A 25,789-nucleotide genomic window follows, 5' to 3' on the forward strand; every position below is an offset into this window, starting at 1 on the left:
TTACAAAGCAAAAAATGGGCCCGCAGTTCACCACGGGCACGAGAAAGCTGAGCAGCAATGAAACATATCATGTCCAGCGCCTGGGAGGAGTATCTCCGGCCAATGTTCTTTCGTCCCAAGCGGCTGCAAGTGGCCGCCATGTGCTATCGCACTGGTGCTGAGGGCAAAGAGGTTCTGATGATCACCAGTCGTGGTACCGGCCGCTGGATCGTGCCAAAGGGCTGGCCCATCAAGGGCATGAACGGCCCGCAGTCAGCGCTGCAGGAAGCTTGGGAAGAGGCTGGCGTGCGCGAAGCCCGGATTGAGGGCGACCCGGTCGGCACCTATGAATATGTCAAATTGCAAGACAACGGCACCAAGGAAGTTGTCCATACGCTGGTCTATGTCGCCGAGGTGTTGGAGCTTTCTGATGATTACCCGGAACAGTCCGAACGGACCCGTGAGTGGATGTCCCCGAAGGCCGCGGCAGAGCTGGTGGCGGAGCCTGAATTGAGCGATCTTCTGCGTCAATTGTAACAGATCCGTGATTGAAATATGACAAACCCCTTGCATGACTGCAACGGGGACGCTAGGCGCGTGCGCAACTTTTGAATCGGGATCGATACAATGAGCGACGCACCGCAGCGACCGCAGTGGAAGACACTGGACCGGGATCTTAACCGGATCTCTCAACTTGAACTGGCGACATCTTATGTGTCGCGCCCGCTGGTTGCTCCCGGCATCGCGCTGGTCTTCATCGCCCTCGCCGGTGTTGGCGCTGCGGTGTTCCTCGGCTCGGCGCCGTCGAACTTCGTGGTGATCGCGGCTGCGGCCTTTGGCGCCTATATGGCGCTGAACATTGGTGCCAATGACGTGGCCAACAACATGGGTCCTGCGGTGGGTGCCAATGCGCTGACCATGGGTGGGGCCATTGTGATCGCTGCGCTCGCCGAAAGCGCCGGTGCGCTGCTGGCCGGCGGCGATGTGGTCTCGACCATTTCCAAGGGCATTATTGACCCTGCGGGCGTTGCCAGCTCCGAAGTGTTCATCTGGGCCATGATGGCGGCGCTGATTTCCTCAGCGCTGTGGGTCAACCTCGCGACCTGGATCGGCGCGCCGGTCTCAACCACCCATTCGGTTGTCGGCGGCGTCATGGGCGCAGGCATTGCTGCGGCCGGGTTTGGAGCTGTGAACTGGCCCACCATGAGCAAGATCGCTGCCAGCTGGGTGATCTCACCCGTATTGGGCGGCGTGATTGCGGCGCTGTTCCTGGCCTTTATCAAGGCCAAGATCATTTATCAGGACGACAAAATCGCTGCCGCGCGCCGCTGGGTGCCGGTGCTGGTGGGCATCATGGCGGGGGCGTTTGCCTCCTATCTGGCGCTGAAGGGCCTGAAGCGGATCATCAAGATTGATCTGGAAATTGCGCTGCTGATCGGTGCCGCGGTTGGCGGGCTGTCCTATGTGGTGACCGCGCCGCTGATCAAGCGTCAGTCCGAGGGCATGGAGAACCGCAACAAATCTCTGAAGGTGCTGTTTTCAATCCCGCTGGTGATTTCTGCCGCGCTCTTGTCCTTTGCCCATGGTGCCAATGATGTGGCCAATGCGGTGGGTCCGCTGGCAGCGATTGTGCACACCACCGAGTTTGGCGATATCGCGTCCAAAGTGGCGATCCCGACCTGGGTCATGGTGATCGGCGCCTTTGGCATCTCCTTTGGTCTGTTCCTGTTCGGCCCCAAGCTGATCCGCATGGTCGGCAGCCAGATCACCAAATTGAACCCGATGCGCGCCTATTGTGTGTCGCTGTCGGCGGCGATCACCGTGATTGTGGCCAGCTGGCTGGGGCTGCCGGTATCCTCCACCCACATCGCGGTGGGGGCTGTGTTTGGCGTGGGTTTCTTCCGTGAATGGCATATGGAACGCCGTCTGAAGCGCAGTTCCGCCACGCGACCTGAAACCAAGCGGATTGCACCGGAAGAGCGCCGTCGTCGCAAGTTGGTGCGTCGCAGCCACTTCATGACCATTGCTGCCGCCTGGGTGATCACCGTGCCGGCCGCCGCCCTGCTGTCGGGCTGTGTCTTCCTGGCGCTGACCGCGATCACCATGTGATCCCGGCCCCCGGCCTGACGCCCCGACCTGAAATAGAAAAACCGCCGCATCCTGACCGGATGCGGCGGATTTTTATTGCGCTCTTCACGGGCTGAGGAACGTGGTTCAGGCGCCGAGGCAGTAGCGCATGATCGCCTTTTGTGCGTGCAGACGGTTTTCGGCCTCGTCAAAGATCACCGACTGCGGGCCGTCCATCACGGCGGAGGTCACCTCTTCCTCGCGGTGGGCAGGCAGGCAATGCATGAACAGCGCATCGGGTTTGGCATGGGCCATCAGCGCGTCATTCACCTGATAGCCGCGCAGCATGTTGTGGCGGCGCTCCTTGGAGGACTGGCTGTCGTGCATTGAAACCCACGTGTCGGCAACCACCAGATCAGCGCCCTCGACCGCTTTGGCAGCGTCGCGTTCGATGATCACCTGTGACCCTGCCTTGCGCGCAAGGCCGATGAACTCAGGCTCCGGATCAAGCTGGGACGGGCCAGTGAAGGTGAGATCGAATTCAAACTGCGCGGCGGCATGCAGGAAGGACGCACAGACATTGTTGCCATCGCCGCACCAGACGACTTTCTTGCCCTTGATGGGGCCGCGATGTTCCTCATAGGTCAAGACATCAGCCATGATCTGGCAGGGATGGGTGCGATCGGTGAGGCCGTTGATCACCGGTACCGAGGCATAGTCCGCCATTTCGGTCAGCACGGTTTCATCAAAGGTCCGGATCATGATCATGTCGACATAACGGCTGAGCACGCGGGCGGTGTCGGCGATGGTCTCACCGTGGCCCAGCTGCATATCATTGCCCGACAGCACCATAGTCTGGCCGCCCATCTGGCGTACGCCGACGTCGAAGGACACGCGGGTCCGGGTGGAGGGTTTTTCAAAAATCAGCGCCACCATGCAATCCTTCAGCGGCAGCTCATCATCCGGCGCCGCCATGGGGCGACCGAGGCGGGCCTGTTTGGTGGCGCTGGCCTGATCAATGATCGCCCGCAGGTCGGTGGCATCGGTTTTATGGATATCTAGGAAATGGTTCATATCGAACGTCGCTTTCGTTGTGCTTGTGTCTTGCCGGGGCGGGTGCCGTTGCGGCCAGGCGCGGGGGCCAGCCCCCGCACCCCCGGAGTATTTCTGGAAAGATGACGCCTCAGGCGTCCGCTTTGGCCTCCACAGCGGTGGCGGCCTGATCAAGCCGGGTGAAGGCCTCAGCGATATCCTCATCGGTGAGAGTCAGCGGCGGCAGCAGGCGGACCACATTGTCAGCGGCGGGCACGGTGACCACTTCAGCCTGATAGCCTGCGGCCACCACATCGGTATTGGCCGCGACACATTTCAGACCCAGCATCAGACCGCTGCCGCGAACCTCTTCAAAGACCTGCGGATGGGCGGCCACCAGCCCTTCAAGCTTCTGGCGCAGGAGACCGGCCTTGCGGTTCACCTCGGCAAGGAATTCCGGGTCGGTGACATGATCCATCACCGCGCAGCCCACCGCACAGCCCAGGGGATTGCCGCCATAGGTGGAGCCATGGGTGCCGGCGGTCATGCCGGAGGCGGCCTCTTCGGTGGCCAGCACTGCGCCCAGAGGGAAGCCGCCGCCAATGCCCTTCGCCACCATCATGATGTCCGGGGTGATTCCGGCCCACTCATGGGCAAAGAGCTTGCCGGTCCGGCCCACGCCGCATTGCACCTCATCGAGGATCAGCAACAGGCCATGCTCATCACAGATCTGGCGCAGCGCCTTCAGTTCGGCGTCAGGCACCGGGCGGATGCCGCCCTCCCCCTGCACCGGTTCGATCAGAATGGCGGCGGTGTGATCGCTGATGGCGTCCGTGACCCCATCCAGATCGCCAAACATCAGATGTGTGAACCCCGGCAACATGGGCCCAAAGCCACCGGTCATCTTCTCAGAGCCGGCGGCGGAGATCCCGGCCGAGGAGCGGCCATGGAAGGAGCCGGAGAAGGTCAGGATCTCCACCCGCTCAGGCTGGCCTTTGTCGTGGAAATACTTCCGCGCCATCTTCACCGCCAGTTCGCAGGACTCTGTGCCGGAGTTGGTGAAAAACACCGTATCGGCAAAGCTGTGCTCCACCAGCCGATCCGCCAGCGCCTGCTGCTGCGGGATGTGATAGAGGTTGGAGACATGCCAGAGGGTTTCGGCCTGATCGGTCAGCGCCTTCACCAGGGCCGGATGGGCATGACCCAACGCATTCACCGCAATGCCCGCTGCCAGATCCAGAAAACGTCGCCCATCCGCCTCGATCAGCCAGGCGCCTTCGCCCTTCACGAAGCTGAGGGGCGCACGATTATAAGTGGGCAGAACGGACGGGATCATCGGGATCTTCCTTTTGGACATGTTGGGCCAAGCAGTGACGCAGCCGGGCCGCAGGGTCAACGATATTGGAGAAGTTGGATGTGCCGCAACAGGGCACGGGGGATCGGGGCCGGATTACGCGCTGTGGCGTCGGCGTCGCAGCAGAGTGATATGTGCAGCGGTGATCATGATTGCGTCCATAACGGAGGTTTTGTGAAAAGAAAAGACCGTTTGTCAGCGCGGCTGATCAATTCGAAGGTATCAGCTGTTGCAATCGGCAGATGCGCCAGCCAGCTCACCCACGGTGCCCCCTCTGGTGGCTTGCTTTTGGTGGCAGCAACGGGCAGTGCTGGCAGCATGATCAACACCCGTCAGAACCCCGCCCTCGCCGCTGCGCTGATCCTGCTCGCCACGGTGTTCATCGCAGGCACCACGCTGGTCGCCAAAGCGCTTGGCACAGAGGCTCTGGGGGCACCGCTGCATCCGCTGCAGATCAGTTTTGGCCGGTTCGTGTTTGCGTTTTTGGCGATCAGCACCCTGGTTGCGCTGCGGCGCCCCCGGTTCACCGCGCCGCATTGGGGGCTGCATCTGGGGCGCACCAGTTTTGGCTGGATGGGGGTGACGCTGATGTTTGCCGCCGTGGCTTACATCCCGCTGGCCGATGCCACCGCGATCACCTTTCTGAACCCGGTCTTTGGCATGCTGCTGGCGATCCCCCTGCTGGGGGAAACGGTTGGGCGCTGGCGTTGGGCGGCGGCGGCGATTGCGCTTCTGGGGGCGATGGTTCTGCTGCGCCCCACCCCTGCCAGTTTTCAGCCCGCAAGCCTGCTGGCGCTGGCGGCGGCGGCGGTGATGGGGCTGGAGTTGATTTTTATCAAACGGTTGGCCGGGCGGGAGAAGCCGCTGCAGATCCTGTGGTTCAACAATCTGCTGGGGTCCCTGATTGCCAGCGTTGCGGTGATCGCAGTCTGGCAGCCACCAACAGCCGAGCAATGGGCGTTGATGGTCGCGCTTGGCTCCATGATGGCCTGTGCGCAGGGCTGTTTCATCAATGGAATGGCGCGGGCGGATGCATCTTTTGTGGCGCCGTTCAGCTATGCCACGCTGATCTTTGCCGCGATCTATGATTTTGCCGTCTTTGCCGAGGCGCCGGATGCGATCACCGTTCTGGGCGCGGTGATCATCCTGGCGGGCGCGGCGCTCCTGGCCTGGCGCGAGGGGCGGCAGCGGGTGCCGACCCTACATGTGGATCCGGGCGCGCAGGCGGATCAGGACTTCAGCCGGTAGCCGCTGCGCAGCATCAGCCAGGCCAATGTGCCAATCGCCGCACTGGACAGACTGCAAACCAGCAGTCCGAGCAGAGGGGAGCTGTCGGAGGTGCCGATCACCCCGAATCGCACCCCGTCGATCAGGTAGAACACCGGGTTGAGATGTGACAGCAGCCGCAGCACCGGCGGCAGCGCCTCCACCGAATAGAAGGTGCCCGAAAGAAAGGCGAGCGGGGTCACAATGAAATTGGTGATCGCCGCCATCTGATCGAATTTCTCGGCAAAGACACCGGCGACAATGCCCAGCCCGCCCAGAAACAGCGCACCAAGCACCACGAACAGCAGGGCCACCAGCGGATGTTCCGGCACCACACCCAGCACCAGCATCAACCCGGTGCCAATGCCCAGCGCGACAAGAACGCCGCGCGCCACCGCCCCGGCCAGATAGCCAAGCAGGATTTCAAACCCCGACAAGGGTGGCATCAGCGTATCGACGATATTGCCCTGCACCTTGGTGATCACAATCGACGATGACGTATTGGCAAAAGCATTCTGAATCACCGTCATCATCATGATACCGGGGGCCAGAAATTCGATGAAGGGCACGCCCATAACATCGCCCCGCCCCGGACCAATGGCAATATTGAAAATCATCAGGAACAGCGCCGCCGTCACCATTGGCGCCATCAGCGTTTGGGTCCAGACCACCAGAAACCGGGTGATTTCGCGCCGCGCCAGCGTGCGCAGACCCAGCCAGTTCATCCGCCCGAAGCGCCGCTCTCCAAGGGCGATGGCCGGTGTCGCCGGTGCTGTCTGCTCTGGGGTGTGCTGTACCATGTCGCGCCTCTTTGCTTATCTGCGGGGACTATCTGTGGGCCAATCTTGTGGGCTTACTGGTCGGTGACGGCCCCAGGTCGTCCTCATCGGTCGATCCTCTGCGTCAAACCATGCCCACCCTGCCGGGGCAAGCGGCTTTCACACCCAAAGCGCCTCTGCCAAAGGCTGGCAGGGGCCAATAAGGACCAAGAGAGCAGACCCCGAGGCGCAAGACGCCCTTGTAACTCGGCACGCAGTGATTAGAATAGGGGCCTGATACGGAATTCGATGGCGGCCGCAGGATCTGGGGCCGCTTTTAGCTTGGAAAGGCAACAGATGTCCTGGACAGACGAGCGCGTCGAACTGCTCAAGAAAATGTGGGGCGAAGGGCAATCTGCAAGCCAGATCGCCAAGGAACTGGGCGGCGTGACCCGCAACGCCGTGATTGGCAAGGTGCATCGCCTGGGACTGTCCAACCGCAACAGCGGTACGGCCAAACCCGCCGCCGAGCCCAAGGAAAAACCCGCCGCGGCACCAAAACCGGCGCCCGCCGCAGCTGCGGCCGCACCGGCGAAGCCCAAGCCGCAGCCCAAGACCGAACCGGCCCGCCCGGTGACGCCTGAGCCTGCGGCCTCTGCCGAAGGTCGCCCGGCCACGCCTGCACGCCGCCAGATCATTCCGGCCGGCCAGCCGCTGCCGCCGCAGCCCTCGGCCAATGAAATCAGCCCCGAAGCGCTGGCCAAGGTCAATGAGATCGAGAAAAAGGCCAAGAAGCTGGGCCTGATGGAACTGACCGAGCGGACGTGCAAATGGCCCGTGGGCGATCCCGCGACCGAGGATTTCTGGTTCTGCGGCCTGCCTGTTCAGCAGGGCAAACCCTATTGCGAAGCCCATGTCGGTGTGGCGTTCCAGCCGATGAGCGCACGCCGCGACCGCAAACGGTAAACTGCGGGTCGGCCTCGACCTTGCAGAAGATCGGCCATCGCTTGAAGATCAAAACAGCGCCTCGGATTGCTCCGGGGCGCTGTTTTCTTTGGGCTCTGCCGTTTGGGGAGGGTGCAGGGTATAGCCCCTGCTCTCTCCCTAACGGATCGCCCGGATCAGCCCTGTTCCGGGGCGGAGGATGTGAAGTTCGGGATCACATTCTTGGAGGCGTCCGCTGGTTCAATCTCGGGCCAGTTGCCCTGAGCAAGGTTGATATTGCCGGGAATATCCTCTTCCCAGAAGCCAACAACGTTTTTGGTGATGTTGAGGTACAGCTTGTCATCCACGATGCGCCACAGGTTTGGATTGCCCGGAACCTTGCCCCCCTTAGAGACGCCATAGGCGCAGTGACCGTCATATTGCGGCGCGTAATACTCCGGGTTGGCCGCAAACTTGTCGCGGTTCTCTGCACTGGAGAAAGCGAAGGTGGCGCCGTTATGCTCAGCCGTGTAGGCCGCATTGCCCGGCACCGCTGCGGGCTGGGCGCTGCCAACGGGGTTCTGCGCCAGATCGCGGTAGGCCACAACGTCATAGCCGGAGACCGCAAAGCCGGTGCTGTCGATATATTGATCCCCGGCAAAGGCAGGCAGACCAAAGGAGGCAGCGGCAAGGGCGGCAAAGAGAACGCGTTTCATAGACTATCCTTTCAAGGGCACGGGTCAAAGGGCTCCCGGGCAAAACTGTACGCCGACCATCACAGCCGGGCTGGCTAGACAATATTCAGATCCGCCGCGATGCGAAGGGGGGCTCACGCCCCTGTGTCCGATACGGAGCCTGCGTGATCTGAGGCGTATGTTTTGTTACAGGCGGGTTCTGGGTGGAGATATTTGCTGCGGAGTCATGACATCGACGCTAGCTACCTTGGCCCAGCGATGGTCAACAAAAAGTGTAGGCGGCAGACCTTCCAGTCATTGGAATTTTGCGCGGCCTGCTTATGTTTTGCACAATGCCGCGTTGCCCCTTCCTTCGGGGCGGCGCAACATGCCCGACTGACACATTCGAAAACCGTTTTAAAACAAGGCCAACAGATGAGTGACACAACCTACACCCCGCCAAAAGTCTGGACTTGGGAACAGGAAAGCGGCGGCCGCTTTGCCTCAATCAACCGTCCCATTGCCGGGGCCACCCATGATAAGGAACTGCCGGTGGGCGAGCATCCCTATCAGCTCTATTCACTGGCCACACCCAACGGGGTGAAGGTCACGGTGATGCTGGAGGAGCTGCTGGCCGCAGGTCACAGTGGCTCCGAATATGACGCCTGGCTGATCAATATCGGCGAAGGAGATCAGTTTGGCTCCGGTTTTGTCGAGGTCAATCCGAACTCCAAGATCCCGGCATTGATGGACCGCAGCGGCGATGCACCGGTACGGGTGTTTGAATCCGGCTCAATCCTGGTGCATCTGGCGGAGAAATTCGACGCCTTCCTGCCCAAGGAGGGGGCCGCGCGCGCCGAGGTGATGAACTGGCTGTTCTGGCAGATGGGCAGCGCGCCTTATCTCGGCGGTGGCTTTGGCCATTTCTATGCCTATGCGCCGGAGAAATACGAATACCCGATCAATCGCTTCTCGATGGAAGCCAAACGCCAATTGGATGTGCTGGACCGGCAGCTGGCCGACAACCGATATATCGCGGGAGAGGATTACTCCATCGCCGATATGGCGATCTGGGCCTGGTACGGCCAGCTGGTGCTGGGCCGTCTTTATGAGGCGGCAGAGTTCCTGGACGTGGAGAGCTACACCCATGTGCTGCGTTGGGCGAAGGAAATCGACGCGCGTCCAGCGGTGTCACGGGGCCGCATGGTCAACCGGGCCTTTGGTGAGTTGCACACCCAGTTGCGCGAACGTCACGATGCGTCCGATTTTGAGACCAAGACACAGGACAAGCTGGAACCGGCTGACGCGGACAGCTGACCGCGGGCGGGGTCGCCCCGCCTTTCACCACGGCAGAAGACACTGGACATCGCGGCCCCGAGCAGGGTCGCGATGTTTCTGTTTGAGACCTACTGCCTCAGCTGAGCCGAGGCGGGTTTTCCGGGTCGCGTCCGGGGGCCGACGGCAGCACCGGTTCCGCCGGTTGCGGCAGATCAAACCGCAGCCCGGCCTGCGCCAGCCGCGCGGCCATCGCATCGCTGCTGGCAAAGAAGCCGACATCCAGCGCACCCGCCTCAACCCCGGAGAAGGTCAGCGCCTCTCCCACCGCCTTGGCCAATGCGGATTGCGCGGCCTCCTTGGCATCAACAAATCCGAGGAGATGGCCCTGCCCGCCGCCACGATAGTGCAGTCCCACCAGATAGGCGGATTGTGCCAGCCCCACAGCCGTGGCGAGTTTGGTGTCAAGCGCCGTGATCAGCATCTCCGGCAGGCCCTTGGGCGCGGTGATCGCCTCAATCGCGGCATCGACCTCAGCCGGGGTCTGGCCCAGCGTGTCATGCAGCCAGGCCACCGCCTCAGCAGGGATCAAGATCGCGGACGGCGCCACATCAAGGTTAACACCAAGGCCAATTTTGGCCCCTGCCCCCTGCCCCGCCAGCATCTGCACCACAACCCGACCCGACAAAGCGGCATAAGGAACGATGCGCCCGGCGAATTCTGCCAGCCGGTCCTCGCGATCAAACACCAGTGCAAAGGTGCCATCGGAGGTCTCGAACAGCTCCGGCGCAATGGTGTCGCCCTCGGGTTCTTTGGTCAGCATCAGGAATAATTCGCTATCTGCCAGCCGCTCGTAGAACCGCAGGCGGGCCGCATCGTCCTGGGGGGCGGCCAGCATTGCGGCGTGGCTGTGATCCAGAGGGGTGGCGTCAGTCATGATATCAGCTCCTGAACCCGGGCGCGCAGGACCGGCAGCAAGTCGGTCTCAAACCAGGGATTGCGTTTCAGCCATGCGGTATTGCGCCAGGACGGATGTGGCAAGGGAAACTCTTGCGGCGCATGGTCTCGCCAGCCTTCAACCCGCGCCTGCACCGACTGTTTACCGCCCAGATGATAGCTGTGGGCATAGCCGCCAACCAGCACGCGCAGACCAATATTGGGCAGGCTGGTCATCACCCGATCATGCCAGGTGGTGCGACAGATTGCTGGGGGCGGCAGATCCGCCTTTTTTGCGGAATAGCCCGGAAAACAGAAGGCCATCGGCACGATTGCCACAAGCGACTGGTCGTAGAATTGCGCCTCACTCAACCCCAGCCACTCCCGCAGGCGATCCCCGGACGGATCGGTAAAGGGGCGACCGCTGGCGTGAACGCGCGCGCCCGGTGCCTGACCGGCGATCAGGATACGCGCGGCACTGTCGAACCAGGCAACCGGGCGCGGGCTGTGCCGGGTCACGGTTGCGGCAAACCGTTCCGCACATAGCCGACAGGCGCGAATCTCCTGCCTCAGATCCTCGATTGTGGTCATCTCTGCCCCCTGTTATCTGCCCGTTCGCAGCCTCATGGCACCCTGTCTGTTCGCCTGCCATGCAGCCTGCAAGAACGTCGCCATGTGATCAAAGCCGCGTCATCTGACTAACGGAGCGTTGATAAATCCCACAACAATTGGACATAATATGGTCCAAATAGCAGCCTATATCGTTAACACAAATCTGTTAGTGCAGGCATAAGGCCGTCGGGATCCGCCTGGCGCATCATGAGGACGAGAGACCCCGGAACGGGGCCGAGAGCAGCACCGGAACACGCGATGCTTGAGTTTGAAAACGTGAGCAAGTCCTTCTGGACCGGCACCCAGCGCAAGGTGATCCTTGACCGGGTGTCCTTTCGCGTTGACCTCGGCAAATCCATGGGGGTGCTGGCGCCCAATGGCACCGGCAAGACCACCTTGATCAATATGATGGCCGGGCTGGAGAAACCCGATGAGGGTGAAATTCGCCATGGCTGCCGGATCTCGTTTCCACTGGGGTTTATGGGCGGGGTGATCAACCGCCTGTCGGCGATGGCCAATGCCCGCTATATCGCCAATCTCTACGGGTTGGATCCCGATTACGTCGAAGCCTATTGTCGCTGGCTCTGTGGGCTGGGCGAGTATTTTGACCAACCTGTCGGCACCTATTCCTCCGGTATGCGGGCACGGTTCAGTTTTGCGCTGATGCTGGCGCTGGATTTTGATATCTTCCTCATCGATGAGGGAATGCCCAGCACCACGGATGTGGAATTCAACAAGAAAGCCGGGTCAATCCTGCAGGAACGGCTTGAAACCACCACCATTATCATGGTGTCGCACCAGCCAAAGACGCTGGAGAAATTTGTTCGTTCTGCGGCTGTTCTGGTGGATGGCCAGTTGCATATGTTTGAAACCTTGGAAGAAGCGAAACAGCTCTATGACTACCAAACCCAAGGCTAAGAAATTCCGGGTCCGCCGCAGTGGAGGCGCCGCAGCGCAACCCGCGGCTGCACGCCCCGTACCGCCGCCCAGCGCCGCTGACGCGGCCCAGGCTGCCCCGCCCATGGCATCGGCGACAGCTGCAGGCCAGACTGGCGCCGGAGAGGCAGGTCCCGGGGCGCCTGGCCGCATCGAGACCTCACCTGCGGATGACGCCATCTCCATTAAGGAGCCGTCAAAAGCAACGACCGGCAAACCCTCCACCGATCTGGATGAGATCCGCAAGGAGGGGCTGACAGGACGCCAATTGCGGCTGGCCCGCCGGATTGCGCAGAAAAACAACCTGCCCGCCACCTCCGATTTCGATGCTGTGCGTCAGCTGCGACTGAAGGGGATCGACCCGTTCCAGCGCGCCAATATGCTGGAACTGGTGGTACAGCCCAACACGGCCCAGCCCGCTGGTGCGCCGCAGGCACCGGGCAGCGTACAGCTGCCGCAAACGGTGCCGTCCGACAAGGTGTCCCTGCCCGCAACCGAGTTGAGCCCGGCGGAGCGGCGCAACCGCGAAATTCAGCAAATTCAGCGCGATATCGCCCGTCGCCGTCGTCGCAAGCTCTTGCTGCTCGGCGCGCGGCTGGCGTTTTTCGTGATGCTGCCAACGGCGCTTACGGGCTATTATTTCTATGGCGTTGCGACGCCGATGTATGCTGCGAAATCGGAATTTCTGGTGCTTAAGGCCGACAGCGCCGGCGGTGGCGGCGGGCTGGGCGGGCTGTTGAGTGGCACGCAGTTTGCCACCAGTCAGGATTCGATCGCGGTGCAAAGCTACCTGCAATCGAAAGAGGCGATGTTGCGGCTGGACCGGGAGGTCGGGTTCAAATCCCATTTCACGCAGGAGTGGATCGACCCGATCCAGCGGCTGGAAGACAACCCCACCAATGAGGAAGCCTATAAGACCTATTCCCGCAACGTGAAGATTGGCTATGACCCGACAGAGGGGGTTGTCCGGATGGAGGTCACGGCCGCCAATCCGCAGGTCTCGGCCGAGTTTTCCCAAAAGCTGATCAGCTATGCGCAGGAAAAGGTGAACCAATTGTCGGTGCAGAAACGCTCCGATCAGGTGGGCGATGCCGAAACCGCGCTGGAGATGGCAGAGGAAAAACGCCGCAACGCCCAGGAACGGCTGGTGCGGTTGCAACAGCGCGGCACGGTGCTTGACCCCGAGGGGGTGATCATGTCGTTGCGCTCACAGATCAGCACCTTTGAGTTGCAGCGTCAGGAAAAGGAGCTGGAGCTGGCCGCCCTGCTGGACAATGCCCGCCCCAACCAAGCCAAGGTGGATGGCGCGCGTGCCGACATCGCGCGGCTGAACAGCCTCATTCAGCGGTTGAATGATCGCATGATAGACGCCTCAGCTGGCGAAAACTCGCTCGCCAGCCTGACAGTGCAGATCCAGATGGCGCAGGCCGATCTGGCCACCCGCGATATGATGCTGCAATCGGCGCTACAACAGGTGGAGCAGACCCGGATGGAGGCGAACCGTCAAGTCCGCTATCTGACGACAGCCGTGGAACCCGTCCCAAGCCAGGAAGCAACCTATCCCCGCCGATTTGAAAATACGATTTTGGCATTCCTGATCTTTTCCGGTATTTACCTGATGTGCTCGCTTACTGCGTCCATCCTCCGAGAACAGGTTTCGTCATAACGCCATGAAAAATATCTCCGTCGCCGACCTCAGCATCGGCAATGACCGCCCGCTGACCCTCATTGCTGGCCCTTGCCAGCTGGAAAGCCTGGACCATGCGCGCATGATCGCAGGTCAGATGAAAGAGGCCTGCGCAAAATATGGCGCGCAATATGTGTTCAAGGCCTCCTATGACAAGGCCAACCGCACCTCGCTGTCCGGCAAACGTGGGCTGGGCGTGGATGAGGGGCTGAAGGTCCTGCAAACCATCGCCAAGGAATTTGACGTGCCTGTGCTGACCGACGTCCACACAGAGGCGCAATGTGCAGTGGCGGCCGAGGCCGTGGATATCCTGCAGATCCCGGCCTTCCTATGCCGTCAGACTGATATGCTGCTGGCCGCAGGCAAGACCGGCAAGGCCGTGAACATCAAGAAGGGCCAGTTCCTGGCCCCTTGGGACATGGCCAATGTCGTCGCCAAGGTGGAAAGCACCGGCAATAAGAACATCCTGCTGACCGAGCGCGGCACCTCATTTGGCTACAATACACTGGTCGCCGACATGCGGTCGCTGCCGCAGATGGCCCAGGGCGGTTACCCGGTGGTGATGGACGCCACCCATTCTGTACAGCAGCCCGGTGGCAAAGGCGGCTCCACCGGTGGACAGCGTGAATTTGCGCCGTTAATGGCGCGTGCAGCAGTGTCGCTGGGTATTGCGTCGCTGTTTATTGAAACCCATGAGGACCCGGACAACGCGCCCTCTGACGGGCCAAACATGATTTATCTGGACCAGATGCCCAAGCTGATCGAGAGCCTGATGCGCTTTGATGCGCTGGCCAAGGCCGACCCTATCCGCATCTGATCGACAAGAGAGCGTAATCCCATGACCAAACCCATCCCCGAGGTGCGCCCGAACACCTGGAGCTTTCTGCGCGATCCGATGATCACGCCCACCGGTTTTCGCGAATATGACGCGCGCTGGAAATACCCTGAGGAAATCAATCTGCCCGGCATGACGGCGCTGGGGCTGGGGCTTGGCACGCAAATGCACAAGCGCGGCATCCCGCCGGTGATTGCGGTGGCCAATGACTATCGCGACTATTCGGTTTCTATCAAACACGCGCTGATCATCGGCCTGATGCAGGCCGGTATCGAGGTGCGCGACATTGGCCCGGCCCTGTCGCCGATGGCCTATTTCGCGCAGTTCCATCTGGATGTGCCTGCGGTGGCCATGGTCACCGCCTCGCACAACCCCAACGGCTGGACCGGCGTCAAGATGGGCTTTGAACGCCCGCTGACCCATGGTCCAGATGAAATGGGTGAGCTGCGGGACATTGTCCTGAATGGTGAGGGCGTGGCCCGCCCCGGCGGCTCCTATCAGTTCGTGGATGGCGTAAAAGAGGCCTATCTCGATGATCTGGTCGGCGATTTCAAAATGTCCCGCCCGCTGAAGGTGGTCTGCGCCACCGGCAATGGCACCGCCTCCGCCTTTGCACCGGAGCTGTTTGAACGGATGGGGGTTGAGGTGGTCGAAAGCCACAACGCGCTGGACTATACCTTCCCGCACTACAACCCGAACCCCGAAGCCATGGAAATGCTGCACGATATGTCCGACAGCGTGAAGGCCTCTGGCGCCGATATGGCGCTGGGGTTTGATGGCGACGGCGATCGTTGCGGCGTGGTGGATGATGAGGGCGAGGAGATCTTTGCCGACAAGGTCGGCGTCATCATGGCCCGCGATCTGTCCAAACTGCACCCGAATGCGACCTTTGTGGCGGATGTGAAATCCACCGGGCTGTTTGCCTCGGATCCCGAGCTGAAGGCCAATGGTGTGACGGCGGATTACTGGAAAACCGGTCACAGCCACATGAAACGGCGGGTGAAAGAAATCGGCGCGCTGGCAGGGTTTGAGAAATCCGGCCACTATTTCCTCGCCGAACCTGTGGGCCGGGGCTACGACTGCGGCATGCGCGTGGCGGTGGAAATCTGCAAGCTGATGGACCGCAACCCGGACAAGAGCATGTCCGACCTGAGGAAGGCGCTGCCCAAGACCTGGGCGACGCCCACCATGTCGCCCTATTGTGCCGATACCGAGAAATACACTGTGCTGGAGCGTCTGGTCGAGAAGCTGGTTGCCAAGGCCGAGGCTGGCGAGACACTGGCAGGCCGCCCCATCAAGGAGGTCGTCACCGTGAACGGTGCGCGTGTGATCCTTGATAACGGATCTTGGGGGCTGGTGCGGGCCTCCTCCAATACGCCCAACCTCGTGGTGGTCTGCGAGAGCAGCGAAAGCGAAGCGGAACTGCGCGAGATCTTTGCCGAGATTGACGCTGTGATCCGCACCGAACCGCTGGTCGGTGACTATGATCAGACCTTCTGATCATTCTCAGAGTTGAAGTAGAAAACGCCCGCCATTGGCGGGCGTTTTCTGTTGTAGGACATGTCATCTAGCCGCAGCCTCAATCGCCACCGAGAAGCCGCAGCAACTGGTCTTTTGCCTCTTTCTCGATCCGGTCGCGGATCGCCTCATTGATGTCCTGCTCTGGCGCGATCTCTGTATCCAACTCTTCGCTCAATTTCTCGCGCAGGCGGTCCTTGGCCTGTTGTTCCACCGCGTCGATTTCCGGCTCCAGCGCCCGTTTCAGATCGGGACGGATCTTTGGGTCACTCCAGGGGCCAGTGATGGCCACGGGGATCGACAGGCGGGTGCTGCCATCCCCGCGCTGGATGCTGGGGGTAAAGAGATAGTCCAGATCCTGCGCCCCAAGCCCGATGCGGCCCTCCCCCTCGGCGCGCAGCCCGCGCAGGGTCAGCAGCAGATCCCGATTAAGGAGATTGCCGCCCTCCATCGTGTAGCTGGCGGTCAGCTGATCAAACACGGTGCTGCCGCCATTGCCACTGCCGCTGCGCATCAGCTGTTCCAAATCAAAGCCGGTAAAGAACCCTTTGCCGACCTCCAGCCAGCCTTTGCCGCTGAGCGAAGACATGATCTCCGCTACTGAATTGCCGACACCCAGATATTCCAGTTCGCCCAGCGCCTCGCCATTGAGGCGATCATATCCCATGGTCTGCCCCAGCGCCTGTTCCAGCCGGATGTCTTGAAAACTCAGCTTGCCACCAACCGACAGACCATTGCGATTGTTGACCACCAATTGCCCCTGCACCTGACCGTCAAAGACGCTGGCAGGCAGGAATTTCAGAACCGCACGAGAGTTGTCCAGCGCGAGGTCCAGCTTGCTTGGCCCCAGTTTGACGGAGCCGGTGTCGACCCCCTGAACATCCAGTGCAATCGCCGCATTCAGCGCCGCCAGCCAGCCGAAATCCATGCGCTCGCGCGACCAGCCGTCGCTGACCGGATCCGTACCCGTGCCAGCCGCAGCCGCCGCAGGCAGGTCCGCATCGCCCGCGGGCAGCAGCGCCGAGAAATCCAGCTGGTCACCGCTCAGACGCGCGGTCACCTTGGGCACATCGCCGAGCACCACATCCGCTGCGCCGCGCAACCGATTGGCATCTGCCTCCAGTGTCAGATCACGCAGCGCCAGACGCCCATCGGTGGTATAGGTGAGATCCGACGCGATGAGCCAAGTCTTCACCGCGGGTGTCTCAACCCCCTCAGCGCCGCCCAAGACCGCAAGGCTGCGCGCCAGATCAGAGCTTTTTCCAGTCAGGCGACCCGTCGCGGCGCCAGTGATATTAGCCCGCCCGTCAAACCGCAGTTCGGTCTCATCAGCGGTCACACTGGCCCCGACCGAGGCAACCTGCCCTGCCAGAAATGCCTCAAACGTGCCGATCTCCGCCGCGATCTGCACCGGCGCGCCAGCAGGGCGCAGCGTGATATCGGCCAGCACAGTCCCGTTAGGCTCAGGCCACTGCAGCGCCAGATCAACCTGGGTCAGCTCAATCGGAGTCTCGCCATGGGGGGCGTAGCGCAGGCTGGCGCCAGTGAGGTTCAGCGCCTCAATACTGACCGGCAGGCTTTCCATGCGGCCCTCGGCGGCTGGCGCGGCCCCGGTCTGGCCCTCGTCGACGGGACCCAGCACCCAGTTACCGGTGCCATCCGCGCGGGTGCTGAGATTGAGCTGTGGCAACACCGCCGAGAGTTCGGTCACCCGAACCTTACCCCCGATCAGATCCGCTGCCGCAATACCGATGGTCAGCCGCTCTGCCGTCAGCATCGGCTCAGGACCAGCCCAATCGGCATTGGACAGCGCCACCCGGTCTGCCTTCACCCCCAGCGTCGGCCAGAGCGTGTAGCCAACACGCCCGCCAAAGGTCACCGTGCGCCCGGTCTGCTTCTCGATCTGGCTCGCGGCCAGCTGGGCCAGTTTCTCGCCCGGCAGCACCAACAGCGCGCCCAACAGCAGCACCACGGCCACCACCAGCGCTATTACAACCCGGATTATCAGCTTCATCACCGCACCTCTTGCCTTGCCCCCTGTTCCCGCGGGGTTTTGCGCAGCTTACCGCGTGGGCGGGCGGGTGCAATGCGCGAAGCCCTCGCCCGGTATCAAAGCACTGCGTGTTTGCGGCTGTTGGTCAGCGCAGCCGGTGCCGCTGACCGTTCCTCTCAGAGAGATCATGCGCCATTCCTAGGGCTATCCATGGTCGGTGGTCTTATTCGGCCTCCGAGGGCAGCGTCGTACCTAGAGGAGGTGCAAAGCGCCTTCCCAGGGAGAAAGTCAGGTGCTGCTCGGCCTATCGTCCGGGTAAGCGGGAAATGCAGCCTCTGACGAACGAGGGAGGCACAGGGGGCGTACAGCGGGTGCACGCAGGACACCCCGTTTTCCTTGCCTCCTGTCCCAGTCCTGATATACGCGCGCGCATGACACAGACACCCGGTTCCGCCAATCCGCCCAGCCTTCGCCCCGATCTTGCGCCCAAGCCCCGGCTTGGCGAGGCGCCCCGTGAGGGGCAGCCGACCCTTGGCATGGTGTCCCTGGGCTGCCCCAAGGCGCTGGTTGACAGTGAGCGGATCCTGACGCGGCTGCGGGCTGAGGGCTACGGCGTGTCGCCGGATTACTCAGGGGCGGATGCGGTGATCGTGAACACCTGCGGCTTTCTCGACAGTGCCAAGGCCGAAAGCCTTGAGGCCATCGGTGAGGCGCTGAAGGAAAACGGCAAGGTGATTGTCACCGGCTGTCTGGGCGCAGAGCCGGATTACATCCGCGCGCATCATCCGCGCATTCTGGCGGTGACCGGCCCGCATCAATATGAGCAGGTGCTGGATGCGGTCCATGCCGCCGTGCCGCCCTCACCCAACCCTTACGTAGATCTGCTGCCAGCAGCGGGTGTGAAGCTGACGCCGCGCCACTTCAGCTATCTGAAGATCTCCGAGGGCTGCAATCACAAGTGCAAATTCTGCATCATCCCCGACATGCGTGGCAAACTGGCGTCCCGCCCTGCCCATGCGGTTTTGCGCGAGGCGGAAAAACTGGTGGATGCTGGCGTGCGCGAGTTGTTGGTGATTTCGCAGGATACCTCCGCCTATGGGCTGGATCGCAAATATGATGTGAACCCGTGGAAAGACGGTGAGCTGCGCAGCCATATTCAAGATCTGAGCCGCGAGCTGGGCAAACTGGCCCCCGCGGATGAGCTGTGGGTGCGGCTGCACTATGTCTACCCCTACCCGCATGTGCGTGAGCTGATCCCGCTGATGGCGGATCCGGATAACGCGCTGCTGCCCTATCTGGATATCCCGTTCCAGCACGCCCACCCGGATGTGCTGCGCCGCATGGCGCGCCCGGCGGCTGCAGCCAAAACGCTGGATGAGATCAAGGCCTGGCGCGCAACCTGCCCGGATATCACCCTGCGCTCCACCTTCATCGTTGGCTACCCCGGCGAGACAGAAGCTGAGTTCCAGCATCTCCTCGACTGGATGGATGAGGCACAGCTGGATCGTGTGGGCTGTTTCAAATACGAAAACGTCGATGGCGCGCGGTCGAACGACCTGCCGGATCACGTTGCCGAAGAGGTAAAGCAGGAGCGCTGGGACCGGTTCATGGAGAAGGCGCAGGCGATTTCCGAGGCAAAGCTGGCGGCCAAGGTCGGCCAGACCCTACAGGTGATCGTGGACGACATCGACGAGGACGGCATCGCCACCTGCCGCACCAAAGCCGACGCGCCTGAGATCGACGGCAACCTGTTCATTGATGAGGGCACCGAAGGGCTGCAGGTTGGCGAGTTGGTCACCGTTGAAGTTGATGAGGCGGGGGAGTATGATTTGTGGGGAATAATTCCTCAGGATGGCTGAACCAGAAAGAAGTTTCGAAGCGGCAAGACTCGATATTCAATCTCTTGAAGAGGAGATTTCCCCTTTCCTTCGTCAGCCGGAGACATTCTCCCACGCCTACGAAGTTAGCCTACTCAGTTCAATTTGCTCGCTGGCAAGGAGCACTCTGATACTGCATGAAGCTGGCCAGCACTTTGATGCAGAGATCATCCTTAGGTCTTTCTTTGAGTACAGCATTGAACTGGACTTTGTCCTGAAGAATCCGGAGCATCATCGCCGGCTCCAACTGGAGTATGAGGGTCATCAAAAGAAAATTCTGACTGAAGCCGAGAAGGGAAATCCATACTACAGAAAAATCGCGTCTCACTCCGACACCTCCACCAAGCTATCTCAAATTAACGAGCGCATTGCATCTTTGAAGTTTTCAGGTGTCAAAGAACCTCAGAAACTCAATCAGAAATATCAAACCTTCGATCGAACAACAGAATATGAAAGCGTATATCGCAGCCTGTGCAGAATGACGCACCCCACCTATGCGGGAGCGATAAAAAGAAACCTTAGAATTTCACCCGACAAATCTTCGGCCTATTCTATCGAACTATACCCAGTTGCACACGCGACGACCCAAGACGTGATTGCTGACGCACTTTGCGGTGTTCTTAGACAAACATTACACACTGTAGAGACCTTAAAACGACGTGCGGAAAAAATCTAAGATCTCAAATTCAAACACGAAACCCATCACCTGACCCTAAGTAGTTGTAAAAGCGCCCTCTCCGTTTTGCCGGAGACAAGCCTACACGTTAAGGGGAGGGTCGGGCGCTGCCCGCGCAAAGCGCGGGCTTTGGGTTTCCCCTCCCCTTTCGACCTTTTCTTCCTATCTTCTCCCTCAACCGCAACCAACCAGGGAGAGCGCCTGGCAATGCCACGCGACAGTGCGGACGCATCTGATATCGCCCAAAAATCCCCCTTCCGGCCGAGGTGAGGAAGGAGAAAGCCTATGCTTGGTACGCCTGCGGGAACGCTTCGCGTTAACCACAAGCCAAGCGCAGGTGTGACCATCTGCCTCTCGCCATGCGCCCGGTCGCCGTTACATGTCTTAGGTAATCATCCAACTAGGAGGCATCCAACCATGCCGACCCCTCAGGACGACACCACCGAGATCCTCTATAACGGAGAGTGCCCGGTGTGCAGTATCGAGATCCGCCATTACGCCAATCTGGCGGAGCGGCGGGAGCTGCCGTTGCGTTTTGATGACCTCAACTCAGAAGATCTGGCGCGCTGGGGTGTTGATGCGGATCAGGCCGCACGGCGGCTGCATGTGCGCCATCAGGGCAAGGTGCTGAGTGGCATCCCGGCGTTTCTGGTGCTTTGGGCGCAGATGCCGGGTTATCGCTGGGTGGCGCGTGTGGTTGGGCTGCCGGGGCTGCGCCAGCTGGCCTCCGCCCTATATGATTATGTCCTGGCGCCGGCGCTCTATCGCTGGCATCGGCTGCGTCAGCGGCGCAGCAGCCACGCTTAGTCCCGCAGCCGGAGCAGCGCATCGCCATTGCGGCAGCCCTGAAGTGGTGCCTTGGGCATGGTGTCTGCGGCGCGGTCGATCTGATCCAGAAACGCCTCGCAACGGGCGACCTCGCGACAGCCACGACATCGGGTCACCATATCGGCCCAATCCGTCTGTGTGATCTGCCCCGCCGCAAAACTGGCAGATAGATCAACGCCGCAGGTCTGCCCCATCCGTTTGATCAGACGCAGGTGATGCAGCGGGTGGCCCAAGGGGTGCATGTCAGGATCTCCTGTGAGGATCGAATGAGAGGGGCGGAACATCGGGCTGGCGGTTTGATTGAGAGGCCTCGCCCGATACACGCCTGGGATCAGACTTTAGACCTCCTCCTCATTCAGATAGGCCAAGAGGTCGCGGTTGCGGCAGAAGTCGGGCGCCTCGGCCCCCGGGCGCAGCCCTTTGTCGAGCCATTTGTGGCAGGCGCCGACGCCGCCGCAGCGGGTGCAGCGCAGCACCGCCTCGCTGATCTCATCAAATCGCAGCCGACCGGAGATCGCTTCCTCTTGTAGATCAAGGCCCACGGTCTCCGCCATGCGGTCAAACAGGGCGGCGTGGGTTTTCAGATCTCGCCTGCTGGTCTCATTGGTTTGGCTGGTCATCGCGCTGTCCCCGGAAATCATTCATCCTGCGGGCAACTTAACCTCAGTCAGGGCCGGGCGACTTGATGCAGGTCAAACAGCCGATAAACAGAGACGCCGGACGCCCAAAACACCTGACACTCAAGACACTGGGCCAAACAGCCTGGCATATGGGATCTCGGTTCAGCTGGCGGTCACCTGATCGAAATAGGCCCGCACCGCATCCTGAACCCGACGAAACCGGTCGCCGCCCAGCTTCTTGCCGCCATACCAGCGGGTGACGATGATGACATGGTCGCGCAGCCCCTCCCGCTCCATCATGCGCAGGATCACCATACCGGCGCCGCTCTCTCCATCATCGGCCTTAAGACCACCGCTGGGCAGTTGCGCCGCCCAGGTGTTGTGGGTCGCCTTGGCATAGCTGCGGTCGGATTTCAGCTCTGCCAGCACCGCGTCGATCTGCGCCCGGCTGGTGACCTGCGCGCCGCTGACCGCGTAGCGCGAGCCACGGTCGCTCAGCACGACGCCGAGCTGCCTCAGAGAGGCGACGGACTGCGCTAGATCGGTCAATTCAGGTTGTATTTCTGGATCGTCTGATTGACTACGCGCACCCGGTCCGGGTTGGCGGGGTGGCTGCCGAGGAAACGATCACCGGGATCGGGCAGACGATAGAAGAATTTCACCCCGACGCTGGGACGATACCCGGCCTTATGGGTGATGATCGTGCCCAACTCATCCGCCTCCAATTCAAAATTCTTGGAATAGGTTCGCGCGCCCACAACGGCACCAAGATCCTGCGCGCGGGCCACATCGGCGGCACTGGCACCGGAAACACTCGCAAGCCCGGCCAGCAGGATCGAGCCTGCAACTGCGCTTTGGCGTTTGCGTGCCAGATGACCACGGATATGGTGTGCGGCCTCGTGCGACATCACAAAGGCCAGTTCGTCGCGATTGGCAATCTGCCCCAGCATCCGCTGGGTGAAGGTGATCACAGGGCGCCCCGACCGGTCCTGGCTCTGATAGGCGTTTGGAGGGGCCTTGGGGTTGGGATCAATCCGGATCAGGAAGTCGCAGTTCAGGCCTTGCGTCCGGGCACGGCATTCACGTTCTGAAACCGGCTCCACAACGCGGGTGACCGCCGCAAAGGCGCTGCGCCCTTCAGCCGGGGACATGCCCTGTGCCGGTGGGCCGGAGGGCCGCGCGGCGGGCGCGGTCCCGGTGTCGACCACGGTATCGCAGGCTGCCAGCCCCATGGTAAGCGCACATCCCATCATCAGCAAGACTCGACGCATGACATCTCCTTTGCTTTGCCAGTGCCCATTGCGTTGCCAGTACCACCTTATCGCGACAGCCGACATAGGATCAATCGCATGAAGCCCTGGCGGCTGCAATGTGCCGCAAGAATACGTGATGCGACAAAGCCTTGTCAGCGGGGGCGGCCCGATGGCAAGCTGGGCATATGTTTACCATTGAGCATGAATTCGACGCCACAGTCGTGACCCTCGTCGATGACGAGACCGCCCAGCTGATGGAGGATGTTTCTATCAATATTTTCACCGAATGTGTCACGGTCGAGCAGTTGGACCCGCGCACCGACCGGGTGCAGAAAATCACCCTCTCTCACAGCCAGGTCCGGGATCTGGCTGCGGCGCTGGACCTGCCCGAAGGGGTCTACCGATTTACCCGCGAGGATGAGGAGGAGAGCTAGCGCTCTGAAGAAGTGCTCCGTCAGCCTGCGTTGAGGTCGTGATACCTCATGAGGGACGCCGCCGTCAGGGACGGTAGGCAAACACCTTGTCACGAGAGGTCGCGCCACGCAGCAGTTCCAGGTCTGAGGGCGCAATCCGCATGGCGCGCGCCAGAAGCGCCTGAACCGCAGCGGTCGCCTTGCCGTTTTCCGGCGCCGCCGTCACCGTGATCTTGAGCGTTGCCCCCTGCCCGCTTTCAGCCTGCGCAGCTGGAAGCACCGCATTGCGCGCGGCCTTCGGAGTGACGCGTACGGCAATCTCGCCGCCAGCGACGGCCAGATAACTCAGATCGGGGAGGTCTTTCTGCTTTGGCTTGCCCATATTCGCAGTGATGGCGCGAATTGGTGGCGGATTCCATAGACTTTGCACAGGCGTCCGGGATATTTCCTGCCACAGACCCCGCGTTCGGACCGCAGATGCCGCCAGCCCTCATGCCCGCGCCTGTCAGGCAAATTCCGCTGCCCCCCCGGATCGCCCCTTGAAAACCCGCGCCGCCCTGCCGACATGGGCGGTAGATGTAAAAAGGTTTCACATATGTCCCCTCGCAATGATGCTGCCCTGACGTTTCTTCTGTCGCGCCGCTCCCGCCCGGCCAAAACACTGGTCGCCCCGGCGCCAGACCGCGCCGCGCTGATGCCGCTGCTACGCGCCGCCGCGCGCACTCCGGATCATGGCAAGCTGGAACCCTGGCGTTTTGTCGTGATCGAGAAACCCGCAATGGCGCGGCTGGCAGATCTGACCAGCAAGGCCGGTGAGCGGCTTGGCAAATCGGCGGAGGACATCGCAAAAGCCCGCAGCCAGTTTGAGCTGGGCCATTTGGCCGTCGCCGTGGTCGAGGTGCAGAAAGCCAGCCCTAAGATTCCCGCCATCGAACAGACCTACTCCGCCGGGGCGGTCTGTCTGGCGCTGCTGAATGCCGCACTGGCCGCCGGATGGGGCGCCAATTGGCTGTCAGGCTGGGCCAGCCACGACCCAGACTTCTGCGCCGAGGCGTTTGGCTTGCACCCGCATGAGCGGATTGCCGGCCTGATCCATATTGCAACAGAGGCCTCGGCCCCGCCGGAACGGCCCCGCCCGGATCTGGACGCGCTGACAACCTGGATGGATCAATGATACTGACCGATTTCACCAAAGCGCTGAGCCAGCTCGGCGATCCCCGTTTCCGCAAGGTCCTGTTTCTGGGCGTCGGTCTGACCGTGGCGCTGCTGGTGGTGACCTATGCGGCGTTTCTGGCGCTGATCCAATGGCTGGTCGGTCCCGATGCCACCCTGCCATTGATTGGGCCAGTCACCTGGATCGACGACCTGCTGTCGATCACCTCTCTGGTGCTGATGCTGCTCCTGTCGGTGTTCCTGATGGTGCCTGTGGCCTCGGCCATCACCTCGATGTTTCTGGATGAGGTCGCGCAGGCGGTGGAGGATCGCCACTATCCGGGCCTACCCCCCGCAATCAAGACACCATTCTGGGATGGGGTGCGCGACACCATCAATTTCCTCGGCGTTCTGGTGGTGGCCAATGTGCTGGCGCTGGTGCTGTATTTTATGTTTGCCCCCTTTGCGCTGTTTATCTTCTGGGGGCTGAACGGGTTTTTGCTGGGGCGTGAATATTTCACGCTGGCGGCGGCCCGCCGCCTGGGTCTGCCAGAGGCAAAGCGGTTGCGGCGCAAACATCTGGGCACCGTCTGGATGGCAGGCGTGTTGATGGCAATGCCGCTGTCGATCCCGTTGGTGAACCTGCTGGTCCCCATTATCGGGGCAGCCACATTCACGCATCTGTTTCACCGGCTCGCCGGGCAGCAATTGGTTTCGCGCTGATTTCTGTCACCGACATGTCACGACAGGCAGACATGCAAACAGGCGGGCCCATGCCCGCCTGTTTCGCTATTATCGTTGTCTAAGGCGCGCGCCTATTGCGGATCAGGCAGCCGGTCAAACCAGTCGAAATCATTCACCGTGATCCAACCACTGAGGATGATCGTCGCGATAATCGCCCAGAGAACGGCCGCGGCGATCGTGGTGATCACGGCCTTCTGCTTCAGATAATGATGCTCCGGCGCCCCGGCATGCGTGCCGGGCACAATCTCGCCACGGTCGCCCTGCGTCTCAATGCGGATCGGGATCACGATCAGAAAGGTCATGAACCAGATCACCGCATAAAGAACCAAACCGGATGTCACACCCATGATAGCTGTCCTTCTGATACCCCCGCCCCACTG

The 25,789-nt window shown here is 61.3% G+C and carries 28 protein-coding genes; 15 read left to right on the forward strand and 13 right to left on the reverse strand.

The features are described 5' to 3' along the window. Positions 1-57 precede the first annotated feature (57 nt). Together phaeop14_RS10945 and phaeop14_RS10950 are read left to right on the forward strand one after the other, a co-directional pair. Positions 58-516, forward strand: a complete 459-nt coding sequence (locus phaeop14_RS10945) for an NUDIX hydrolase (protein WP_040174005.1) — start codon at positions 58-60, stop codon at positions 514-516. A gap of 90 nt (positions 517-606) precedes the next feature. Continuing rightward, on the forward strand, positions 607-2,088 hold the full coding sequence (locus phaeop14_RS10950; protein WP_040174004.1) for an inorganic phosphate transporter: 1,482 nt from the start codon (positions 607-609) through the stop codon (positions 2,086-2,088). 105 nt (positions 2,089-2,193) lie between these two features. Here phaeop14_RS10950 and argF read toward each other — a convergent pair whose 3' ends face one another. Next, positions 2,194-3,120: an ornithine carbamoyltransferase gene (argF, locus tag phaeop14_RS10955; RefSeq protein ID WP_096789544.1), complete on the reverse strand. Its 927-nt coding sequence runs from the start codon at positions 3,118-3,120 to the stop codon at positions 2,194-2,196. A gap of 109 nt (positions 3,121-3,229) precedes the next feature. After that, on the reverse strand, positions 3,230-4,414 hold the full coding sequence (locus phaeop14_RS10960) for an aspartate aminotransferase family protein (protein WP_096789545.1): 1,185 nt from the start codon (positions 4,412-4,414) through the stop codon (positions 3,230-3,232). A gap of 336 nt (positions 4,415-4,750) precedes the next feature. Between phaeop14_RS10960 and phaeop14_RS10965 the strand changes: the two genes are divergently transcribed. Next, complete coding sequence (locus tag phaeop14_RS10965) at positions 4,751-5,680, forward strand: DMT family transporter (protein WP_096790291.1); 930 nt, start codon at positions 4,751-4,753, stop codon at positions 5,678-5,680. On the opposite strand, the gene phaeop14_RS10970 is transcribed toward phaeop14_RS10965, so the two are convergent. Then, a complete protein-coding gene (locus phaeop14_RS10970; RefSeq protein ID WP_096789546.1) occupies positions 5,662-6,498 on the reverse strand; it encodes an ABC transporter permease in 837 nt (278 codons plus the stop codon). The two genes, phaeop14_RS10965 and phaeop14_RS10970, sit on opposite strands and share 19 nt — an antisense overlap. A 315-nt stretch (positions 6,499-6,813) precedes the next feature. Here phaeop14_RS10970 and phaeop14_RS10975 point away from each other — a divergent pair, with 315 nt between their 5' ends. Continuing rightward, positions 6,814-7,422, forward strand: coding sequence for a GcrA family cell cycle regulator (locus tag phaeop14_RS10975; RefSeq protein WP_027246824.1), 609 nt, complete (start codon positions 6,814-6,816; stop codon positions 7,420-7,422). Positions 7,423-7,577: 155 nt separating this feature from the next. Here phaeop14_RS10975 and phaeop14_RS10980 read toward each other — a convergent pair whose 3' ends face one another. Further along, positions 7,578-8,096, reverse strand: coding sequence for a YHS domain-containing (seleno)protein (locus tag phaeop14_RS10980; RefSeq protein ID WP_040180196.1), 519 nt, complete (start codon positions 8,094-8,096; stop codon positions 7,578-7,580). A 393-nt stretch (positions 8,097-8,489) separates the two neighbouring features. Between phaeop14_RS10980 and yghU the strand changes: the two genes are divergently transcribed. Next, positions 8,490-9,371, forward strand: a complete 882-nt coding sequence (gene yghU, locus phaeop14_RS10985) for a glutathione-dependent disulfide-bond oxidoreductase (protein WP_096789547.1) — start codon at positions 8,490-8,492, stop codon at positions 9,369-9,371. Positions 9,372-9,468: 97 nt separating this feature from the next. Here yghU and phaeop14_RS10990 read toward each other — a convergent pair whose 3' ends face one another. Then, entirely contained in the window at positions 9,469-10,266 is a 798-nt protein-coding gene (locus phaeop14_RS10990) for an SseB family protein (RefSeq protein ID WP_096789548.1), read from the reverse strand. Beyond that, the gene (locus phaeop14_RS10995) at positions 10,263-10,856 is read right to left on the reverse strand and encodes a uracil-DNA glycosylase family protein (RefSeq protein ID WP_040173993.1); all 594 of its coding nucleotides are present in this window, start codon (positions 10,854-10,856) and stop codon (positions 10,263-10,265) included. Before phaeop14_RS10995 ends, phaeop14_RS10990 begins: the two co-directional genes overlap by 4 nt. 279 nt (positions 10,857-11,135) lie before the next feature. Here phaeop14_RS10995 and phaeop14_RS11000 point away from each other — a divergent pair, with 279 nt between their 5' ends. Genes phaeop14_RS11000 through phaeop14_RS11015 form a run of 4 tightly spaced genes read left to right on the forward strand, consistent with a single transcriptional unit; the run spans position 11,136 to position 15,835 of the window. Then, positions 11,136-11,795 carry an ABC transporter ATP-binding protein gene (locus phaeop14_RS11000; protein ID WP_096789549.1) on the forward strand — a complete coding sequence of 220 codons (660 nt, stop codon included), beginning with the start codon at positions 11,136-11,138 and terminating at the stop codon, positions 11,793-11,795. Next, positions 11,773-13,479, forward strand: a complete 1,707-nt coding sequence (locus phaeop14_RS11005; protein WP_096789550.1) for a KpsE/RkpR family capsule polysaccharide export protein — start codon at positions 11,773-11,775, stop codon at positions 13,477-13,479. Before phaeop14_RS11000 ends, phaeop14_RS11005 begins: the two co-directional genes overlap by 23 nt. Before the next feature lie 4 nt (positions 13,480-13,483). Then, the gene (gene kdsA / locus phaeop14_RS11010; protein ID WP_096789551.1) at positions 13,484-14,317 is read left to right on the forward strand and encodes a 3-deoxy-8-phosphooctulonate synthase; all 834 of its coding nucleotides are present in this window, start codon (positions 13,484-13,486) and stop codon (positions 14,315-14,317) included. Between the two features lie 21 nt (positions 14,318-14,338). Beyond that, positions 14,339-15,835 (forward strand): phosphomannomutase/phosphoglucomutase, encoded by a 1,497-nt coding sequence (locus phaeop14_RS11015; RefSeq protein ID WP_040180202.1) that lies wholly within the window; start codon positions 14,339-14,341, stop codon positions 15,833-15,835. 79 nt (positions 15,836-15,914) lie between these two features. On the opposite strand, the gene phaeop14_RS11020 is transcribed toward phaeop14_RS11015, so the two are convergent. Further along, positions 15,915-17,867 (reverse strand): AsmA family protein, encoded by a 1,953-nt coding sequence (locus phaeop14_RS11020; protein ID WP_096789552.1) that lies wholly within the window; start codon positions 17,865-17,867, stop codon positions 15,915-15,917. Between the two features lie 410 nt (positions 17,868-18,277). Between phaeop14_RS11020 and rimO the strand changes: the two genes are divergently transcribed. The 3 genes from rimO (at position 18,278) to phaeop14_RS11030 (ending at position 21,206) form a co-directional block, all read left to right on the forward strand. Further along, on the forward strand, positions 18,278-19,705 hold the full coding sequence (gene rimO / locus phaeop14_RS11025) for a 30S ribosomal protein S12 methylthiotransferase RimO (RefSeq protein ID WP_096789553.1): 1,428 nt from the start codon (positions 18,278-18,280) through the stop codon (positions 19,703-19,705). Further along, positions 19,698-20,399, forward strand: coding sequence for a DUF5677 domain-containing protein (locus phaeop14_RS19640; RefSeq protein ID WP_145957404.1), 702 nt, complete (start codon positions 19,698-19,700; stop codon positions 20,397-20,399). Before rimO ends, phaeop14_RS19640 begins: the two co-directional genes overlap by 8 nt. Before the next feature lie 417 nt (positions 20,400-20,816). Further along, positions 20,817-21,206 carry a thiol-disulfide oxidoreductase DCC family protein gene (locus tag phaeop14_RS11030; protein ID WP_096789554.1) on the forward strand — a complete coding sequence of 130 codons (390 nt, stop codon included), beginning with the start codon at positions 20,817-20,819 and terminating at the stop codon, positions 21,204-21,206. Here phaeop14_RS11030 and phaeop14_RS11035 read toward each other — a convergent pair. The 4 genes from phaeop14_RS11035 to phaeop14_RS11050 form a co-directional block, all read right to left on the reverse strand. Beyond that, complete coding sequence (locus tag phaeop14_RS11035; RefSeq protein WP_096789555.1) at positions 21,203-21,469, reverse strand: DUF6455 family protein; 267 nt, start codon at positions 21,467-21,469, stop codon at positions 21,203-21,205. The two genes, phaeop14_RS11030 and phaeop14_RS11035, sit on opposite strands and share 4 nt — an antisense overlap. 96 nt (positions 21,470-21,565) lie before the next feature. Then, positions 21,566-21,847 (reverse strand): DUF6455 family protein, encoded by a 282-nt coding sequence (locus tag phaeop14_RS11040; RefSeq protein WP_096790292.1) that lies wholly within the window; start codon positions 21,845-21,847, stop codon positions 21,566-21,568. A 162-nt stretch (positions 21,848-22,009) separates the two neighbouring features. After that, positions 22,010-22,396 (reverse strand): YigZ family protein, encoded by a 387-nt coding sequence (locus tag phaeop14_RS11045; RefSeq protein ID WP_244905759.1) that lies wholly within the window; start codon positions 22,394-22,396, stop codon positions 22,010-22,012. Next, a complete protein-coding gene (locus phaeop14_RS11050; RefSeq protein WP_096789556.1) occupies positions 22,393-23,118 on the reverse strand; it encodes a M48 family metalloprotease in 726 nt (241 codons plus the stop codon). The genes phaeop14_RS11045 and phaeop14_RS11050 overlap by 4 nt, the downstream gene beginning before the upstream one ends. A 167-nt stretch (positions 23,119-23,285) precedes the next feature. Here phaeop14_RS11050 and phaeop14_RS11055 point away from each other — a divergent pair, with 167 nt between their 5' ends. Beyond that, positions 23,286-23,534 carry a hypothetical protein gene (locus phaeop14_RS11055; RefSeq protein ID WP_040173979.1) on the forward strand — a complete coding sequence of 83 codons (249 nt, stop codon included), beginning with the start codon at positions 23,286-23,288 and terminating at the stop codon, positions 23,532-23,534. A 64-nt stretch (positions 23,535-23,598) separates the two neighbouring features. Here the strand turns inward: phaeop14_RS11055 and phaeop14_RS11060 are convergent, their stop codons facing one another. Next, positions 23,599-23,895 carry a DUF167 domain-containing protein gene (locus phaeop14_RS11060; RefSeq protein ID WP_096789557.1) on the reverse strand — a complete coding sequence of 99 codons (297 nt, stop codon included), beginning with the start codon at positions 23,893-23,895 and terminating at the stop codon, positions 23,599-23,601. A gap of 213 nt (positions 23,896-24,108) precedes the next feature. Here phaeop14_RS11060 and phaeop14_RS11065 point away from each other — a divergent pair, with 213 nt between their 5' ends. Both phaeop14_RS11065 and phaeop14_RS11070 read left to right on the forward strand, forming a co-directional pair. Next, a complete protein-coding gene (locus phaeop14_RS11065; RefSeq protein ID WP_096789558.1) occupies positions 24,109-24,687 on the forward strand; it encodes a nitroreductase family protein in 579 nt (192 codons plus the stop codon). Further along, entirely contained in the window at positions 24,684-25,388 is a 705-nt protein-coding gene (locus tag phaeop14_RS11070) for an EI24 domain-containing protein (RefSeq protein ID WP_040173974.1), read from the forward strand. Before phaeop14_RS11065 ends, phaeop14_RS11070 begins: the two co-directional genes overlap by 4 nt. A gap of 92 nt (positions 25,389-25,480) precedes the next feature. Here phaeop14_RS11070 and phaeop14_RS11075 read toward each other — a convergent pair whose 3' ends face one another. Then, positions 25,481-25,756, reverse strand: a complete 276-nt coding sequence (locus phaeop14_RS11075; protein ID WP_014875353.1) for a DUF1467 family protein — start codon at positions 25,754-25,756, stop codon at positions 25,481-25,483. Positions 25,757-25,789: the final 33 nt, after the last annotated feature.

It is taken from the genome of Phaeobacter piscinae (assembly GCF_002407245.1).
GTDB classification, from domain to species: Bacteria; Pseudomonadota; Alphaproteobacteria; order Rhodobacterales; family Rhodobacteraceae; genus Phaeobacter; species Phaeobacter piscinae.

Coding starts and splice junctions, on each gene's coding strand:
- phaeop14_RS10945 (WP_040174005.1), top strand. CDS start 58: ATGAAACATATCATGTCCAGCGCCTGGGAGGAGTATCTCCGGCCAATG.
- phaeop14_RS10950 (WP_040174004.1), top strand. CDS start 607: ATGAGCGACGCACCGCAGCGACCGCAGTGGAAGACACTGGACCGGGAT.
- argF (WP_096789544.1), bottom strand. CDS start 3,120: ATGAACCATTTCCTAGATATCCATAAAACCGATGCCACCGACCTGCGG.
- phaeop14_RS10960 (WP_096789545.1), bottom strand. CDS start 4,414: ATGATCCCGTCCGTTCTGCCCACTTATAATCGTGCGCCCCTCAGCTTC.
- phaeop14_RS10965 (WP_096790291.1), top strand. CDS start 4,751: ATGATCAACACCCGTCAGAACCCCGCCCTCGCCGCTGCGCTGATCCTG.
- phaeop14_RS10970 (WP_096789546.1), bottom strand. CDS start 6,498: ATGGTACAGCACACCCCAGAGCAGACAGCACCGGCGACACCGGCCATC.
- phaeop14_RS10975 (WP_027246824.1), top strand. CDS start 6,814: ATGTCCTGGACAGACGAGCGCGTCGAACTGCTCAAGAAAATGTGGGGC.
- phaeop14_RS10980 (WP_040180196.1), bottom strand. CDS start 8,096: ATGAAACGCGTTCTCTTTGCCGCCCTTGCCGCTGCCTCCTTTGGTCTG.
- yghU (WP_096789547.1), top strand. CDS start 8,490: ATGAGTGACACAACCTACACCCCGCCAAAAGTCTGGACTTGGGAACAG.
- phaeop14_RS10990 (WP_096789548.1), bottom strand. CDS start 10,266: ATGACTGACGCCACCCCTCTGGATCACAGCCACGCCGCAATGCTGGCC.
- phaeop14_RS10995 (WP_040173993.1), bottom strand. CDS start 10,856: ATGACCACAATCGAGGATCTGAGGCAGGAGATTCGCGCCTGTCGGCTA.
- phaeop14_RS11000 (WP_096789549.1), top strand. CDS start 11,136: ATGCTTGAGTTTGAAAACGTGAGCAAGTCCTTCTGGACCGGCACCCAG.
- phaeop14_RS11005 (WP_096789550.1), top strand. CDS start 11,773: ATGACTACCAAACCCAAGGCTAAGAAATTCCGGGTCCGCCGCAGTGGA.
- kdsA (WP_096789551.1), top strand. CDS start 13,484: ATGAAAAATATCTCCGTCGCCGACCTCAGCATCGGCAATGACCGCCCG.
- phaeop14_RS11015 (WP_040180202.1), top strand. CDS start 14,339: ATGACCAAACCCATCCCCGAGGTGCGCCCGAACACCTGGAGCTTTCTG.
- phaeop14_RS11020 (WP_096789552.1), bottom strand. CDS start 17,867: ATGAAGCTGATAATCCGGGTTGTAATAGCGCTGGTGGTGGCCGTGGTG.
- rimO (WP_096789553.1), top strand. CDS start 18,278: ATGACACAGACACCCGGTTCCGCCAATCCGCCCAGCCTTCGCCCCGAT.
- phaeop14_RS19640 (WP_145957404.1), top strand. CDS start 19,698: ATGGCTGAACCAGAAAGAAGTTTCGAAGCGGCAAGACTCGATATTCAA.
- phaeop14_RS11030 (WP_096789554.1), top strand. CDS start 20,817: ATGCCGACCCCTCAGGACGACACCACCGAGATCCTCTATAACGGAGAG.
- phaeop14_RS11035 (WP_096789555.1), bottom strand. CDS start 21,469: ATGCACCCCTTGGGCCACCCGCTGCATCACCTGCGTCTGATCAAACGG.
- phaeop14_RS11040 (WP_096790292.1), bottom strand. CDS start 21,847: ATGACCAGCCAAACCAATGAGACCAGCAGGCGAGATCTGAAAACCCAC.
- phaeop14_RS11050 (WP_096789556.1), bottom strand. CDS start 23,118: ATGCGTCGAGTCTTGCTGATGATGGGATGTGCGCTTACCATGGGGCTG.
- phaeop14_RS11055 (WP_040173979.1), top strand. CDS start 23,286: ATGTTTACCATTGAGCATGAATTCGACGCCACAGTCGTGACCCTCGTC.
- phaeop14_RS11060 (WP_096789557.1), bottom strand. CDS start 23,895: ATGGGCAAGCCAAAGCAGAAAGACCTCCCCGATCTGAGTTATCTGGCC.
- phaeop14_RS11065 (WP_096789558.1), top strand. CDS start 24,109: ATGTCCCCTCGCAATGATGCTGCCCTGACGTTTCTTCTGTCGCGCCGC.
- phaeop14_RS11070 (WP_040173974.1), top strand. CDS start 24,684: ATGATACTGACCGATTTCACCAAAGCGCTGAGCCAGCTCGGCGATCCC.
- phaeop14_RS11075 (WP_014875353.1), bottom strand. CDS start 25,756: ATGGGTGTGACATCCGGTTTGGTTCTTTATGCGGTGATCTGGTTCATG.